The following is a 14,612-nucleotide window of genomic DNA, read 5'->3' as shown; positions in this document are numbered from 1 at the left end:
TCATCAAAGCCGTCCGGGCGGTGGGGTGAAAGGGCCAATTTCGGGTGGGTGGCCTGTGCGGGGCGGGAGGTGGCCCGTCCCGGCGGGGTACGGGGGCGGGGCGGGAGGTGGTCGTTCCTGCGGGCTACGGGGGCGAGGCCGGAGGTGGTCCGTCCCAGTGGGGTACGGGGGCGGGGCGTGTGCCGGCGGCCGTCAGCCGCCCGGCCGGTCGACGAGGGCCGCGGGGGGCTCGTCGTCCATCTCGAAGGCGAGCGGGAAGGGGGCGTGACCGGCCAGCCGGAACCAGCGCACCACCCGGTGGCGGCGCACGGCCCGGGCGGCGCGGACCGCGTCGTTGTGGAAGCGGCGGGCCATCGGCACCCGGCGGACCGCCTGGTCGAGCTCCACCAGGGACTCCTCCCCGCCCGGCGCCTCGCGGACGGCCGTCGTCTGCGCGGTCTCGGCGAAGACCGCGCGCAGCGCCTGGCTCAGCTCGCTCTCGGCCACCTCCCGCTGCTCCTCCTCCGCCTGCCGGGCCGCGTGCGCGGCCTGGTAGAGGACGATCGACGCGGCCGGGTCGAGGACCCCGGCGGTGGCGAGCTCCTGGGCGACCGAGGCGCGGCGCAGCAGTTGGGCGTCCAGAGCGGCGCGCGCCGCGTCGATGCGGCTGTGCAGGCGGTCCAGGCGGCCGGCGGTCCAGCTGAGGTAGATGCCGACGAGGACCAAGGCGGCCACCGTCCACACGAAGATCCAGAGAGAATCCGTCACGCCGGGTCACAGTACCCGCCCGGGCGGCGGCCGACGGCCACCTCCCCGGGCTCCCCGGACCGCCTCCCCGGGCTCCTCCGGCGGCCTCTCCACCCGTGGGTGGACGACGGGTGGAGACGGGTCCCGGAGGAATCGACCCGTGCTCCGATCCGTCTCCACCCGGCCCGCGCCTAGCGTCGTGAGTGGCAGAACTCCCGTCCTCGCGGCGGGGTTTCGCCACTCCCGGGAAACCGTCGAGGCAAGGGGGTCGCCCCATGCGACCGCACGTCCCGCGCGCCAGGCGCGCCCTGCTCACCACACCGATCGTCGTCATCGTCCTCCCGCTGGTGCTGTACTACGTGCTCCGCGCCCAGGGAGCCCCCGCGTGGCAGGCGTTGCTCCTCAGCAGCCTCCCGCCGGTCGCGCACTCCGTTACGGCGGCCGTCAGGGACCACCGGGTCGGATACATCGACCTGCTGGTGATCGGCCTGCTGGTCATATCCGCGGCGACCTCGCTGGTCAGCGGGGATCCCCGGGTGCTGCTGCTGAAGGACGCGGCACTCCCGGCGGCTCTCGGGCTGGGCATGGGAGCGACCCTGTGGACCGCCCGGCCGTTCGCCTTCCAGTTCGGCCACCAGTTCCGCTCGGGCGCGGCGGCCGAGCGGGCGGAGCGGTACTGGCGGGAGTCCTCCGCCTTCCGGCAGGCGCTGCGGTCGCTCACCCTGCTGTGGGCCGCCGCGGAACTGCTCGACGCGCTGCTGAGCACGACGGAGGCGCTGCTCCTGCCCGTCGACGCGGTACCGCTGCTGGGCCGCGTCCAGTCACTGGCCGTCGTGGGCGCGGTGGCGGTCCTCAGCATCCGCCGCAGCCGGCGGTTCCGCGACCGGCACGGGATACCGCTGTTCGGCTTCCGGGAACCGGCGGAGGCGGAGATACGGGACCGGGCCCCGGACCCGGTGTGAACCGGGGGCCGGCGGGCACTCGGGGCGCGGCGTCGGGGGCCCGGGGGCTCCGGCCGCCACGTCCGTCAGGCCGGCGGACGCGGTGCCGGGGCGACGGGAAAGCTGCCGAAGCCGGCGTCCGGGTGCACTCACGGCGCGACGGGAGGACCGGAGCGCTGCCCGGCCGTTGCACGTCGCGGTCTTGGGAATCGGGGCCGGTACGGGGGTCCGGCTCCGGGAACGGGAACCGTGTACGGGCATGCCGGCTACGGCCTTCACGGCCGTCCTGGGCTGTCCCTCCGGCGCCCGGCCGGTAGGGGATGAGCGGGTCCCAGGGCCGGTCGCCATGGAACCGGACCGGGACGGCCGGGGGGGGATCCGTGGCCGGGACCGGGACCGGGGCCGGGGCCGGGCCACGCGCCCCGGCCCGGGTTCAGTCCCGGGCAAGGCCCAGCCGGGCCCGCAGGCCGGTCCGTTCGTCCGTGGCCACGGAGGCCGCGCCGGCGGTGACCGTCTCGTAGACGGCGAGGATGTCGGCGCCGACGGTCGACCAGTCGAAGCGCCGGACGTGCCGGCTGCCCCGCTCGCTCAGTTCCGCCCGGCGGGCGGGGTCGGCGAGGAGGCGGACGGCCGTGGCGGCCAGCGCGTCGGCGTCCTCGTTGGCGAACAGCTCGCCGGCGGCGCCCCGGTCGAGGACCTGGGCGAAGGCGTCCAAGTCGCTGGCGAGGACGGGAGCGCCGGCCGACATCGCCTCGACGAGGATGATGCCGAACGACTCACCGCCGGTGTTGGGAGCCACATAGAGGTCGACGCTGCGGAGCAGCCGGGCCTTGTCCTCGTCGCTGATCATGCCGAGGAACTCGACGGCGTCCCGCGCTTCGGGGGGCAGGGCGGCGACGGCCTCCTCCTCGTCGCCGCGGCCGGCCACCAGCAGCCGGGTGCCGGGGCGCTCGGCGAGGATCTTCGGCAGGGCGCGCATCAGGACGGGCAGGCCCTTGCGGGGCTCGTCGATCCGGCCGATGAAGCCGATCGTCGCCGGGCGCGTGGGGCCGGTGGAAACGCCTGTGGGGAGGGAGCTCGGGCCGGGGTCTCCCTCGCCCTCGGGAGCGGCGGCGGCAGGGTCCCCGGGGGCCGCGGCGGCGGAGCCCGCCGCACCGAGGCGGGGGTCAACGGACTGGGGTGCGCCCGGTCGCCCGGCCCCGGGCTCCGGGGCAGCGGGCTCGGCGGCACCGGACGCCCGCGCAGCGGAAGCCGAAGGCGCGCCGGGAGTCGAGGGCGCGGCGGGATCCGGATTCCCGCCGGAGGCCGGGCTCCCGCCCGTGCGGTCACCGGCACTCGCCCCCGTCCCCACGCCCGTCCACTCCGGGCGCGGCTCGGCGCGGGCGAAGAAGTCGACGTCGACGCCGTTGGGGATGACGACCGCGTCCCCGCCCAGGTGCTCGACCAGGGTCCTGCGGGCGTACTCGCTCACGGCGATGCGCGCGCTGATCTTCTCCAGGGCGGGCTGGAGGATCGGATAGGCGGCGATCATCGCCCGCGAGCGGGGGTTGGAGGTGTGGAAGGTGGCGACGATGGGCCCCTGGGCGGCCCAGCAGGCCAGCAGGCCCAGCGAGGGGGAGGTGGGTTCGTGGATGTGGATGACGTCGAAGTCGCCGTCGTGGAGCCAGCGGCGCACCCGGGCGGCGGAGAGGAAACCGAAGTTGAGGCGGGCCACCGAGCCGTTGTAGGGGACGGGGACGGCCCGGCCGGCGGAGACCACGAAGGGCGGCAGCGGCGTCCCGTCGTCCGCCGGGGCCAGGACGGAGACCTCGTGTCCCCGCCGGATGAGGTGTTCGGCGAGGTCGCGGATGTGGAACTGGACGCCGCCGGGCACGTCCCACGAGTAGGGGCAGACGATCCCGATCCTCACGGCGCCTCCGTTCCGGGGCCGGCGCCCGGATGCGAGCCGCCGTCAGGACCCGGCGCCGGGTCGGGGCTCGGACCGGCGTCGGGGTGCGAGCCCGACGCGGAACCCGCCGCCGAGTCGGTGCCCGATCGGGCGTCGGAGCGCGAGCCGGCACCGGAGCCCGAACCGGCGTCCGGGCGCGGTTCGTCGTCGGCACCTGGGCCGACGGCGGCTCCCGGGCCGACGGCCGGGCGGGGACCGGCGTCCGAGCCCGGCCCGGCGGCCGAGCCCGGCCCGCCGTCCGTGTTCGGCCCGTCCCCCGTCGGGGCCAGGTCGGCGAGCCAGAGGCGCTGGAGCATGTGCCAGTCCTGTGGGTGCTCGGCGATGCCGGAGGCGAACGCGTCGGCCAGGGCCTGGGTCATCGCGGCGGCCTTCTCCGGGCGGGTGCCGGTCTCCGGGACCTCGACGGGCGGGTGCACCCGCCCCTGGAGCACCGGGGAGCGGTCGTACCAGAGGGTGACGGGCAGCAGGACGGCGCCGGTCTGGACGGCCAGCCGGGCCGGGCCGCCGGGCATCTTGGCGGCCTCGCCGAAGAAGGAGACCTCTATGCCGTGGGCGGACAGGTCCCGGTCGGCGACCAGGCAGACCATCCCGCCGGCCCGCAGCCGGCGGGAGAGGACGCCGAAGGCGGTGCCCCCGGCGTGCGGGAGGACCTCCATACCGAGGCCCTCGCGGTAGGCCACGAAGCGGTCGTAGAGCGACTCCGGCTTCAGCCGCTCGGCGACGGTGGTGAAGGGCACGCCCAGCCGGGTGGTGACCCAGGCGCCGGCCAGGTCGTAGTTGCCCATGTGGGGCAGGGCGAGGATCACACCACGCCCGTCGGCCAGCGCCTTCTCCAGGTGGTGCAGGCCCTCGGGCGCGAATCCGGCGCGGACCCGCTCACGGCTCCAGGCCGGCAGCCGGAAGGATTCCATCCAGTAGCGCATGTAGGAGCGCATGCCCTCCCGGGACAGCCGGGCGAGGCGGGCGGGCGAGGCGTCGGGGACGACCCGGGCGAGGTTGGCCTCCAGCCGGAGCACCCCCTTGCCCCGCCGCCGCCAGGCGGCATCGGCGATCTCGCGGCCCAGCCGCGTCGCCACCGGTTCCGGGAGCCGCTTGACGGCACCCCACCCCAGCCCGTACAGGGCGTCCGTCAGCTGGTCCTTCACCCGGTCTCTCCCCCTCCCACCGGCAGCGCGGCGTCCGCCTCGGCCGCCTCGCGGCGGACGGTCACCACGCGCTGGATCAGTGTCACGAGACTGCCCGCGGCCACGATCCACAACGCGATCGGCAGCAGCACCTGGATGCCCGGGACGCCGAACGTGTGCAGCCCGGAGAGCCCGCACGCCACAAGCGAGATGACCAGCCGCTCCGCACGCTCGACCAGACCGTTCACCTTCACCGGGAGGCCGATGCTCTCCCCGCGCGCCTTGGTGTACGACACCACCTGGCCGCTGGCGAGGCAGAAGATCGACACCGCGCACAGCAGGATGTCGTGCCCCTCGTAGCTCGCGTACCAGAGGGCGAGTCCGCCGAAGATGGCCGCGTCGGCCACCCGGTCCAGCGTCGAGTCGAGGAACGCCCCCCACCGGCTGGAGCGGCCGAGCTGCCGCGCCATGTTCCCGTCGACCAGGTCGGAGAAGACGAAGAGGGTGATGGTGACCGTGCCCCAGAAGAACTCGCCCAGGGGGTAGAAGACCAGCGCCCCCGCCACCACACCACCGGTACCGATGAGGGTCACCGCGTCGGGACTGACGCCGAGGCGGATGAGCAGGGCGGCGAACGGCGTGAGAACACGCGTGAAGAACGCACGCGCGTACTTGTTCAGCATGGCCTTCCCGGAGGGTCGTGTGCGGGCCGCGTGGCCGAAGGGCCACCGGCTGGCCCATCGTAGCCAGGCCGCGGGAGCCCGCCGCGCCCACGTCGGGCACCTCGGCCATGGCACGGATCACTCCGCGGGCGGAGCGGGGCGGAGCACGGCCCGGCACGGCGGGGCGCGCCACCCGAATGGCCGCGCTCCCCGGGGGAGCGCCGACGGCGGCGCGCGCCGGGGCGGGCGGTCGCGCCACCGTGTGCGACGTATGGACGCAGCGTGACCACGGTGGAAAGCTCGAAGGATCGCAAGGTGTCAACCGGAAGGCGAGGCACATGGGCGAGAAGACGAACCACACCGGTCACCCCGGGGCCGCCGGCAGAGCAGCGGCGGCCGACCGGCCCGGCGACCTACGCAACGTGGTGCTGGTCGGCCACAGCGGTTCCGGCAAGACGACCCTCGTGGAGGCACTGGCCCTGGCCACCGGCGCGGTCACCCGCGCGGGCCGGGTCGAGGACGGCGCCGCCCTCTCCGACTACGACGAGATCGAGCACCGCCAGCAGCGCTCGGTGCAGTTGTCGGTGGTCCCGGTGGAGTGGTCGGGCATCAGGATCAATCTGCTGGACACCCCCGGCTACGCCGACTTCGTCGGGGAGCTGCGGGCCGGGCTGCGGGCGGCCGACGCCGCGCTGTTCGTGGTGTCGGCGGCGGAGGGCGGCGAGGGCGTCTCCGGCGCCACCCGCGCCCTGTGGGAGGAGTGCGCGGCCGTGGGCATGCCGCGCGCGATCGTGGTGACGCACCTGGAGGCGGCGCGGGCGGACTTCGACGCCATGACGGAGACCTGCCGCGCCGCCTTCGGCGGTGACTCCCCCGAGAGCGTGCTGCCGCTCTACCTCCCGGTGCACGGCCCCGCGGGCCCCGACGGGCACCGGCCCGTCACCGGCCTGACCGGCCTGCTCTCCCGCCGCGTCTTCGACTACGCGGCCGGCGAGCGCACCGAGGCCGAGCCGGGCCCGGACCTGCTCCCGGTGCTGGAGGAGGCCCGCAACCGGCTCATCGAGGGGATCATCGCCGAGAGCGAGGACGAGACCCTCATGGACCGCTACCTCGGGGGCGAGGACATCGACGTCAAGACCCTGATCGAGGATCTGGAACGGGCGGTGGCGCGCGGCTCGTTCCACCCCGTGCTGCCCGCCGCCCCGGCCGTGGACGGCGCCCGCCAGGGGCTGGGCACGGTGGAGCTGCTGGAGCTGGTCACCGGCGGCTTCCCCACCCCGGCCGAGCGCGAGATCCCGGTGGTCACCGGGCTCGACGGCTCCCCGCTGCCCGCGCTGACCTGCGACCCGGCCGGTCCGCTCGCGGCCGAGGTGATCAGGACCGCCTCCGACCCGTACGTCGGCCGGATCTCGCTCGTCCGCGTCTTCTCGGGCACCCTGCGCCCCGACGAGACCGTGCACGTCTCCGGCCACGGCCTCGCGGACCGGGGGCACGAGGACCACGAGGCGGACGAGCGGGTCGGCGCCCTCTCGTCCCCGTTCGGCAAGCAGCAGCGCCCGCTCCCCCAGGCCGTCGCCGGCGACATCGCCTGCGTCGCCAAACTGGTCCGGGCGGAGACCGGCGACACCCTCTCCTCCCCCGGCCGGCCGCTGCGCATGGAGCCCTGGCTCATGCCCGACCCGCTGCTGCCGGTGGCCATCCAGGCGCACAGCAAGGCGGACGAGGACAAGCTGTCGCAGGGCCTGTCCCGGCTGGTCGCCGAGGACCCCACGATGCGGCTGGAGCACAACCGCCACACCCACCAGGTCGTCCTCTGGTGCCTCGGCGAGGCCCACCGGGACGTGGCGCTGGAGCGGCTGCGCACCCGCTACGGCGTTCAGGTCGACGTGGTGCCGCACCGGGTGGAGCTGCGGGAGACGTTCGGGGGGAAGGCGGCCGGGCGCGGCCGGCACGTCAAGCAGTCGGGCGGCCACGGCCAGTTCGCGATCTGCGAGATCGAGGTGGAGCCGCTGCCCGGCGGTTCGGGCATCGAGTTCGTGGACAAGGTGGTCGGCGGGGCGGTGCCGCGGCAGTTCATCCCCTCCGTGGAGAAGGGGGTGCGGGCCCAGGCGGTGAAGGGCGTCGTGGCCGGCTGTCCGCTGGTGGACGTCCGGGTCACCCTCCTCGACGGCAAGGCGCACTCGGTGGACTCGTCCGACGCGGCGTTCCAGACGGCCGGCGCCCTCGCCCTCCGCGAGGCGGCCGCCGCGGCCCGGGTGCACCTGCTGGAACCGGTCGCGGAGGTACGGGTGCTGGTCGCCGACGAGTTCGTGGGCCCGGTGATGAGCGACCTGTCCGGGCGGCGCGGCCGGGTGGTGGGCACCGAGCAGTCGCCGGGCGGCCGGACGCTGATCCGCGCGGAGGTGCCCGAGCTGGAGATCGGCCGGTACGCGGTGGACCTGCGCTCGCTGTCGCACGGCACGGGGCGGTTCAGCCGCGCGTACGCCCGGCACGAGCCGATGCCGCAGCAGGTCGCCGACCGCGTACGCGAACAGCAGCAGAACGACGCATAGTTCACAAGCCGCCCACTCCAACTCGTTCCGGAGCGGGCGGCTTTCCCATCCCCTGCGACAGGCGGTGGTCCGCACCGTTACGCTGGGCACGCGGCCCTCCGGCGTCCACCGCACCGGCAACGAGCGCGGACGGACAGCCGGTCCGGGCCGTCGCAGCAGCGGCGTGCGCCTTGGGGGGCATCAGTGACAGACGGGTTCGACTTCAGCCCGGGCGCCCAGATCCCCATCTCGGGCGGGGCGGGGCAGACCGCGGCGACGCAGGCGCTCGCCTCCGCCGCCTATCGCGACGGGCCGATGGAGGAGCTCCTCAAGGCCAACTCCGACTGGGCCACCTCCTCCGTCAAGCCACCCCGTATCTCCCTCTTCGAGCCCAACCTCGGCGAGGCGTTCGCCCGCGCCGTGCAGCAGCGGATGCTCGGCGGCGGCCGGAAGCCGCTCATCCAGTCCTTCGGCACCGAACCGCAGGTCATCGTCGAGCACTGCCTCGCCGCCAGCCGCATCCGCAGACAGCGCGACGCCCGGCTGACCGTCCTCATGGTGGTCTTCGGCGTGCTCTTCCTGCCCGGCGTCCTCATCTGGCTCGGCGTCTTCCAGCTCCGCCGCACCCTCGCCGGCGCGCAGAACAAGCGCATCGGCGCCCTCGGCACCGCGCTCCTGCTGGTCCTCGCCGTCCTCGGCGCCGTCCTCATGGTCAAGATGCCCTTCCACGGCTTCCTCGGCGTCTACCTCCGCGCCATGATGGTCGCCCCCATCATCGGCTGGGCCTGGGCCAAGACCATCTGCGAACGCACCGCCAAGGACCTCCGCGGCCGCTGGACCGGCCTGCTGGACGGCGGCGGCATCGGCGCCAAGATCCCCGAGGCCGTCCCCAAGAACCCCGGCGAGAGCGCCGCCGAACAGCTCCGGCAGAACCTGGAGCGCCTCTCCGCCGAGCAGAAGAGCAACGTCGTCTTCTACGCCGGCCCCAAGGGCATACTCGGCATGGGCACCCGCTGGGGCAGCTGGCAGCTCGCCGAGGAACTGGCCCCCGCCGATCCCGACAAGGAGATCCACCCCTTCCGCAGCTGGGACATCATGCGCGCCGTCCACGACCAGCTGCGCCTGCTCGAACGCACGCCCATCAACACCGGCGGCCTGACCCCGCCCTTCGTCGAGCACTGGGTGGTCTCCCCCATCGGCGAGGGCGCCGGCGCCGTCTCCCGGCCCGCCAGTGCGGACGCCTCCTTCCAGATAAGGGGCGCCGCCCTCCAGAAGATTTGCAACGAGCAGCACTTCGGCAGCGGCGACCGCCACTACCTCGGCGTCCAGTTCGTCCTCTGGGACGGCCAGTTGGTCATCACGCTGCTCATCAACGTGACCGTCCTGCACAAGACACTGCGCATCGAGGTCACCGGCCACGCCCTCGGCCCGATCCACCCGGTCTTCAACGGGAAGCCGAAGAACCGCACCAAGACCTTCCGCAAGGGCCTCAAGTTCTGGGAGACCTGGGAGCGCCAACTCCCGGTCGTCGAGGCCCGCGAGGTCGTCCGGCTGGCCGCCCGAGCCCCCCTGACCTGGTACCCGCCGCTGCTGGAGTACTGGGGCGGCAAGCTCGTCCTCCCCGAGCCCTTCGGCCTGCGGCACGCCTGGGCCGACAAGCCCTGGCGCCACCGCTTCATGGCCGACGACGCCCTGCGGGCCGCCACCCCCGTCCTCCGCGTGGTGCACGAGACCGCCGTGCGCTTCCTCGCCGAACACGGGGTGAACACCGAGCGCTTCAGCAGCCGCGCCGGCAGCCTCAGCGGCGCCGTCCAGGACCTGTCACCCCGTCAGGCCGACGTCTACAACGCGTAGTCGGACGAGGCGGGACTCACCGGAAGATCCCGGTGTGCCCCAGCGAGTACCGCCCGGGCTGCGGATAGACGGCGAGCCCGTGCGGCCCCGCGCCCACCGGGATGCGGGCGATCTGGTGCCCGTCCGTGGTGTCGATCGCGTACACCTCGCTGTTGTACCGCCCGGACAGCCACAGCACCTTGCCGTCCGCCGACACCCCGCCCATGTCCGGGCTGCCGCCGTCCGGCAGTTCCCACTTGTGCACCAGCTTGCGGCTCTTCAGGTCGAGCACCGAGATCGAGCCCTCGCCCCGGTTGGAGATGTACATCGACTTGGAGTCCCGGCTCACATAGAGGCCGTGCGCCCCCTTGCCGGTGGGCATCAGCCACGGCTCGGTGAACTTGTCCCCGTCCAGCACCCACAGCCCGTCGGCCATCATGTCGGCGATGTACCAGGTCCGCCCGTCCGAGGCGATCTTCACGTCCTGCGGCATCGCCCCGTCGAACGGCAGCTTCTGCTGCCCGATGACCTTCATCTTCTCCGTGTCGACCTTCAGCAGCTCGCCCGAGAATTCACAGGAGACGATGAAGTACCGCCCGTCCGGCGAGAAGTCCGCGTGGTTGACGCCCAGGCAGCTCACCGGAACCGTCTTCTTCCGCTTCATGGTGTGCGCGTCCCGGAACACCAGCTCCCGGTCCATCGACGCCATCACCACCGCGTACTTGCCGTCCGGCGTGAAGTAGAGGTTGTACGGGTCGTGCACCTGCACGGTCTTGCCCGCCCGGCCCGTCGCCGGGTCGATCGGCGTCAGCGTGTGCCCCCGGTCGTTGTTGACCCACAGCGTCTTCAGATCCCACGACGGCACCACGTGCTGCGGCTGCGACCCCACCGGGATCGTCTCGATCACCTTGTACGTCGTGGGATCGATGACGCTGACCGTGTCCGACTCCGTGTTCGGCACGTACACCCGGGACGGGAAGTCCTTCACCACCGGGGACAGCGCGTTCGGCCGGTCCGCCGCGTACACGTCGTTCGGGTCCAGCAGCGGCGGCATCCCCGGCAGCCCCTGCGGCACCCCGCGCGCCGCGCCCTGCCGCTGCTGCTCGGGGTGTGGACGGCGCCCGGCGGCCTCGTCGCTGCTGCCGCCGCCGCAGCCGGCCGCGGCCAGCAGCACCCCGCCGGCGGCGAGCACCGCGATCCGGCGGAGCCCGCGCGGCAGCCGGCGCGGGCGGGGCCGGTCACCGGGGCGGAAAGGAGGACGGAGACGGGGACGGACGTGCGAGAACTGGATCATCAGGTCAGCAGCTCCGAAGTCGTCACCGCACGCAGACCGCGGCGGTGCAGGCCGTCGAGGATCGCGGGCAGCGCGGCCACCGTGCCGGGATGCCCGAAGTGCAGACTCACCACCGACCCCGGACGCACCCCGTCCAGCACGGCGCGCCCGACGGCCGCCGCGCCCGGATCGGTGAAGTCGAGGGAGTCGACGTCGTACGACAGAAGGTGCGGGTAGCCCGCCCTGCGCGCCAGCGCCACCACCTGCTCGGTGGCGAGCCGCGTCTTCGACGGCCGGAACCAGCGCCCGATGCCTCCGGTCAGCCGGCGCAGCCGCTCCGCGCACTCGGTGATCTCGGCGTACGCGGCCGTGGCGCTCATCGAGCAGATGTCCAGGTGGCGCATGGTGTGGTTGCCGAGTTCGTGCCCGCCGTCCAGCACCCGGCGGGCCAGCTGCGGCTGGGCGTCCAGCCAGTCCCCCACCGCGAGCACGGTCACCCGCGCTCCCGCCCGTTCGGCCTCGGCCAGGCAGCCGGTCGCGGTGTTCGCGTCGCCCCGGCCGTGGAAGGTGAGGGCGACGGCCTTGCGGTCGCGCGGCCCGTTCTCGATCTGCGCGGGCAGCCCGGCCGGCAGCGGCGGCAGGGCGGGCGGCCGGGCGACGGACCCCGGCGGCGCCGCGCGGTCGGACGCCCGCGCCCCGGCGGCGGGCCGCCGCTCCTCGTCACAGCCGACGAGCGGTGCCCCCGCCAGTCCGGCGAGGACACCGCTCGCGGCTGCGCGCAGCAGGGTACGGCGATGCGGGAAGGTCACCGCACCATTAGAGCCTTTTTGTACGGTTTTGTGGTGATTTCCGACTCAAGGGACCGGCGCGTGTCCCCGCCGCGCCCCCGGCCGGCACCCCGGCGGCTACGCCTCCGGCCAGGCGTCGGCCAGCATCTTCCGCGTGTCGGCGAGGAGTTGGGGCAGCACCTTGGTGTGGCCGATGACCGGCAGGAAATTGGTGTCCCCGCCCCAACGGGGGACGACGTGCTGGTGCAGGTGCGCGGCGATCCCCGCCCCCGCGACGCCCCCCTGGTTCATCCCGATGTTGAACCCGTGCGCCCCGGACGCCTCGCGCAGCGCCCGCATCGCCCGCTTGGTGAAGTCGGCCAGCTCGGCCGTCTCCGCCGCGTCGAGCTCCGTGTAGTCGGCGACGTGCCGGAACGGGACGACCATCAGGTGCCCGCCGTTGTACGGGTAGAGGTTGAGCACCGCGTAGACGCGCTCGCCCCGGGCGATGATCAGCCCGTCCTCGTCCGACTTCTCCGGAATGGAGCAGAACGGGCAGCCGTCGCCGGCACCGGGCCCGCTGGGCTTGTTCTCCCCCTGGATGTAGGCCATCCGGTGGGGCGTCCACAGGCGCTGGAAGGCGTCCGGGGACCCGACTCCGATCTGCTGCTCCGGCTCACTCGTCATGGTGAGCAGCATATTCCTTGGCGGGGACGCGGCGAGGGGCGGCCCTGTAGGGGCCGCCCCTCGCCACACACCGGAGCGCGTCACACCTGGACGCGGCGCTCCACGACATCGAGGAGCTCGGCCAGGGCCTCGTCCTTCGGGATGCCGTTCTTCTGCGAACCGTCGCGGTAGCGGAAGGAGACGGCGCCGTTGGCCACGTCCTCGTCACCGGCGATGATCATGAACGGGACCTTGGACTTCTGGGCGTTCCGGATCTTCTTCTGCATCCGGTCCGAGGAGGCGTCCACCTCCACCCGCAGGCCCTTCTTCTTCGCCTCGGCGGCGAACTCCTGCAGGTACGGGACGTGGGCGTCGCCGATCGGGATGCCGACCGCCTGCACCGGGGCCAGCCACGCCGGGAAGGCGCCCGCGTAGTGCTCCAGCAGCACGCCGAAGAAGCGCTCGATGCTGCCGAAGAGCGCCCGGTGGATCATGACCGGCTGCTGACGCGAGCCGTCCGCCGCCGTGTACTCCAGGCCGAACCGGCGGGGCTGGTTGAAGTCGACCTGGAGGGTCGACATCTGCCAGGAACGGCCGATCGCGTCCTTCGCCTGCACCGAGATCTTCGGGCCGTAGAAAGCGGCCCCGCCCGGGTCCGGGGTCAGCGGAAGCCCCTGCTTCTCGGCGGCAAGGCGCAGCGCCTCGGTGGCCTCCTCCCACTCCTCGTCCGAGCCGATGAACTTGTCCGACTCGGGGTCGCGGGTCGAGAGCTCCAGCTCGAAGTCGGTCAGACCGTAGTCGCGCAGCAGGTCGAGCACGAAGGTGAGGAGCGTGTCGAGCTCGTCCGGCATCTGCTCCTTGGTGCAGTAGATGTGCGAGTCGTCCTGCGTGAAGCCGCGGGAGCGGGTCAGGCCGTGGACGACGCCGGACTTCTCGTAGCGGTAGACCGTACCGAACTCGAAGAGGCGCAGCGGCAGCTCACGGTAGGAACGCCCGCGCGACTTGAAGATCAGGTTGTGCATCGGGCAGTTCATGGCCTTGAGCCGGTAGTTCTGCCCGTCGAACTCGATGGGCGGGAACATGCCTTCCGCGTAGTGCGGCAGATGCCCCGAGGTCTCGAAGAGGTGTTCCTTCGTGATGTGCGGGGTGTTGACGAACTCGTAGCCGGAGTTCTCGTGCTTCTTGCGCGAGTAGGTCTCCATCTCCTTGCGGACGATGCCGCCCTTGGGATGGAACACCGCCAGGCCCGGGCCCAGCTCGTCCGGGAAGGAGAAGAGGTCCAGCTCGGCACCGAGCTTGCGGTGGTCGCGGCGCTCGGCCTCGGCGAGGAACTCGACGTACGCCTTGAGCTCGTCCTTCGTCGGCCACGCGGTGCCGTAGATGCGCTGGAGCATGGGGTTCCGCTCGCTGCCGCGCCAGTACGCGCCCGCGTTGCGCATCAGCTTGAACGCCGGGATGACGCGGGTCGTCGGCAGGTGCGGACCGCGGCAGAGGTCCTTCCAGCACAGCTCGCCGGTCTTCGCGTCCAGGTTGTCGTAGATGGTGAGCGCGCCGGCGCCCACCTCGACGTTGGCGCCGTCCTCCTGGGAGGCGGAGCCCTTGAGCCCGATCAGCTCCAGCTTGTAGGGCTCGCCGGCGAGCTCCTCGCGGGCGGCCTCGTCGGTGACGACGCGGCGGGAGAAGCGCTGGCCCCGCTTCTGGATCTCCTGCATCTTCTTCTCGATGAGCTTGAGATCGTCGGGGGTGAAGGGCTTCTCGACGTCGAAGTCGTAGTAGAAGCCGTCCTTGACCGGCGGGCCGATGCCCAGCTTGGCCTCGGGGAAGAGCTCCTGCACGGCCTGGGCCATGACGTGCGCGGTCGAGTGGCGGAGGATGTCGAGGCCGTCCGGGGACGAGATCTCGACCGGCTCCACCTCGTCGCCGTCCGCGACCTCGTACGCCAGGTCCTTCAGCTGACCCGCCACCCGCGCCGCGACGATGGTGCGCTCGCCGGCGAAGAGGTCGGCCGCGGTGGTGCCCGTCGTCACCACGCGCTCTTCCCGCTCGGAATCGCGTTGGATGATCACACGGACGTCTGACACCGGACTCTCCTGACTCTGGGCACGGCAGCGGACGCTGCGCGTCTGAATCGTACCGAGCCC

Annotated in this window: 10 protein-coding genes and 1 pseudogene; 3 read left to right on the top strand and 8 right to left on the bottom strand. The window is 73.2% G+C overall.

Translation table 11 applies throughout. The features are described from left to right. Nucleotides 1-192 precede the first annotated feature (192 nt). On the bottom strand, nt 193-747 hold the full coding sequence (locus ACH4PU_RS11140) for a hypothetical protein (RefSeq protein ID WP_185943568.1): 555 nt from the start codon (nt 745-747) through the stop codon (nt 193-195). A gap of 254 nt (nt 748-1,001) precedes the next feature. Between ACH4PU_RS11140 and ACH4PU_RS11135 the strand changes: the two genes are divergently transcribed. After that, nucleotides 1,002-1,688 carry a VC0807 family protein gene (locus tag ACH4PU_RS11135; protein ID WP_398269383.1) on the top strand — a complete coding sequence of 229 codons (687 nt, stop codon included), beginning with the start codon at nt 1,002-1,004 and terminating at the stop codon, nt 1,686-1,688. Nucleotides 1,689-2,100: 412 nt separating this feature from the next. Here the strand turns inward: ACH4PU_RS11135 and ACH4PU_RS11130 are convergent, their stop codons facing one another. From ACH4PU_RS11130 to pgsA, 3 genes and pseudogenes are all read right to left on the bottom strand, one after another. Then, entirely contained in the window at nt 2,101-3,576 is a 1,476-nt protein-coding gene (locus tag ACH4PU_RS11130; protein ID WP_398269381.1) for a glycosyltransferase family 4 protein, read from the bottom strand. Nucleotides 3,577-3,815: 239 nt separating this feature from the next. Further along, nucleotides 3,816-4,760, bottom strand: a pseudogene (locus ACH4PU_RS11125) (phosphatidylinositol mannoside acyltransferase); the annotation flags it as partial. Then, nucleotides 4,757-5,422 (bottom strand): phosphatidylinositol phosphate synthase, encoded by a 666-nt coding sequence (gene pgsA, locus ACH4PU_RS11120; RefSeq protein WP_398269378.1) that lies wholly within the window; start codon nt 5,420-5,422, stop codon nt 4,757-4,759. The gene pgsA and the pseudogene ACH4PU_RS11125, both read right to left, overlap by 4 nt. Nucleotides 5,423-5,739: 317 nt before the next feature. On the opposite strand from pgsA, the gene ACH4PU_RS11115 reads away from it, so the two are divergent. Then, nucleotides 5,740-7,953 carry an elongation factor G-like protein EF-G2 gene (locus tag ACH4PU_RS11115; RefSeq protein WP_398269376.1) on the top strand — a complete coding sequence of 738 codons (2,214 nt, stop codon included), beginning with the start codon at nt 5,740-5,742 and terminating at the stop codon, nt 7,951-7,953. Nucleotides 7,954-8,136: 183 nt separating this feature from the next. After that, entirely contained in the window at nt 8,137-9,786 is a 1,650-nt protein-coding gene (locus ACH4PU_RS11110) for a hypothetical protein (protein WP_398269373.1), read from the top strand. A gap of 16 nt (nt 9,787-9,802) precedes the next feature. Here ACH4PU_RS11110 and ACH4PU_RS11105 read toward each other — a convergent pair whose 3' ends face one another. The 4 genes from ACH4PU_RS11105 to thrS form a co-directional block, all read right to left on the bottom strand. Continuing rightward, nucleotides 9,803-11,059: a beta-propeller fold lactonase family protein gene (locus ACH4PU_RS11105; protein ID WP_398269371.1), complete on the bottom strand. Its 1,257-nt coding sequence runs from the start codon at nt 11,057-11,059 to the stop codon at nt 9,803-9,805. Beyond that, entirely contained in the window at nt 11,059-11,847 is a 789-nt protein-coding gene (locus tag ACH4PU_RS11100; RefSeq protein WP_398269369.1) for a polysaccharide deacetylase family protein, read from the bottom strand. The genes ACH4PU_RS11105 and ACH4PU_RS11100 overlap by 1 nt, the downstream gene beginning before the upstream one ends. Before the next feature lie 96 nt (nt 11,848-11,943). Then, nucleotides 11,944-12,504, bottom strand: coding sequence for an HIT family protein (locus ACH4PU_RS11095; protein ID WP_398269366.1), 561 nt, complete (start codon nt 12,502-12,504; stop codon nt 11,944-11,946). A 68-nt stretch (nt 12,505-12,572) separates the two neighbouring features. Further along, complete coding sequence (gene thrS / locus ACH4PU_RS11090; protein WP_398269364.1) at nt 12,573-14,552, bottom strand: threonine--tRNA ligase; 1,980 nt, start codon at nt 14,550-14,552, stop codon at nt 12,573-12,575. Between the last annotated feature and the right edge of the window lie 60 nt (nt 14,553-14,612).

Source organism: Streptomyces sp. NPDC021100, from assembly GCF_044333095.1.
Classification (GTDB): domain Bacteria; phylum Actinomycetota; class Actinomycetes; order Streptomycetales; family Streptomycetaceae; genus Streptomyces.
The sequence above is the reverse complement of the archived record's forward strand: the minus strand, read 5'-3'. Positions and strand labels throughout refer to the sequence as shown.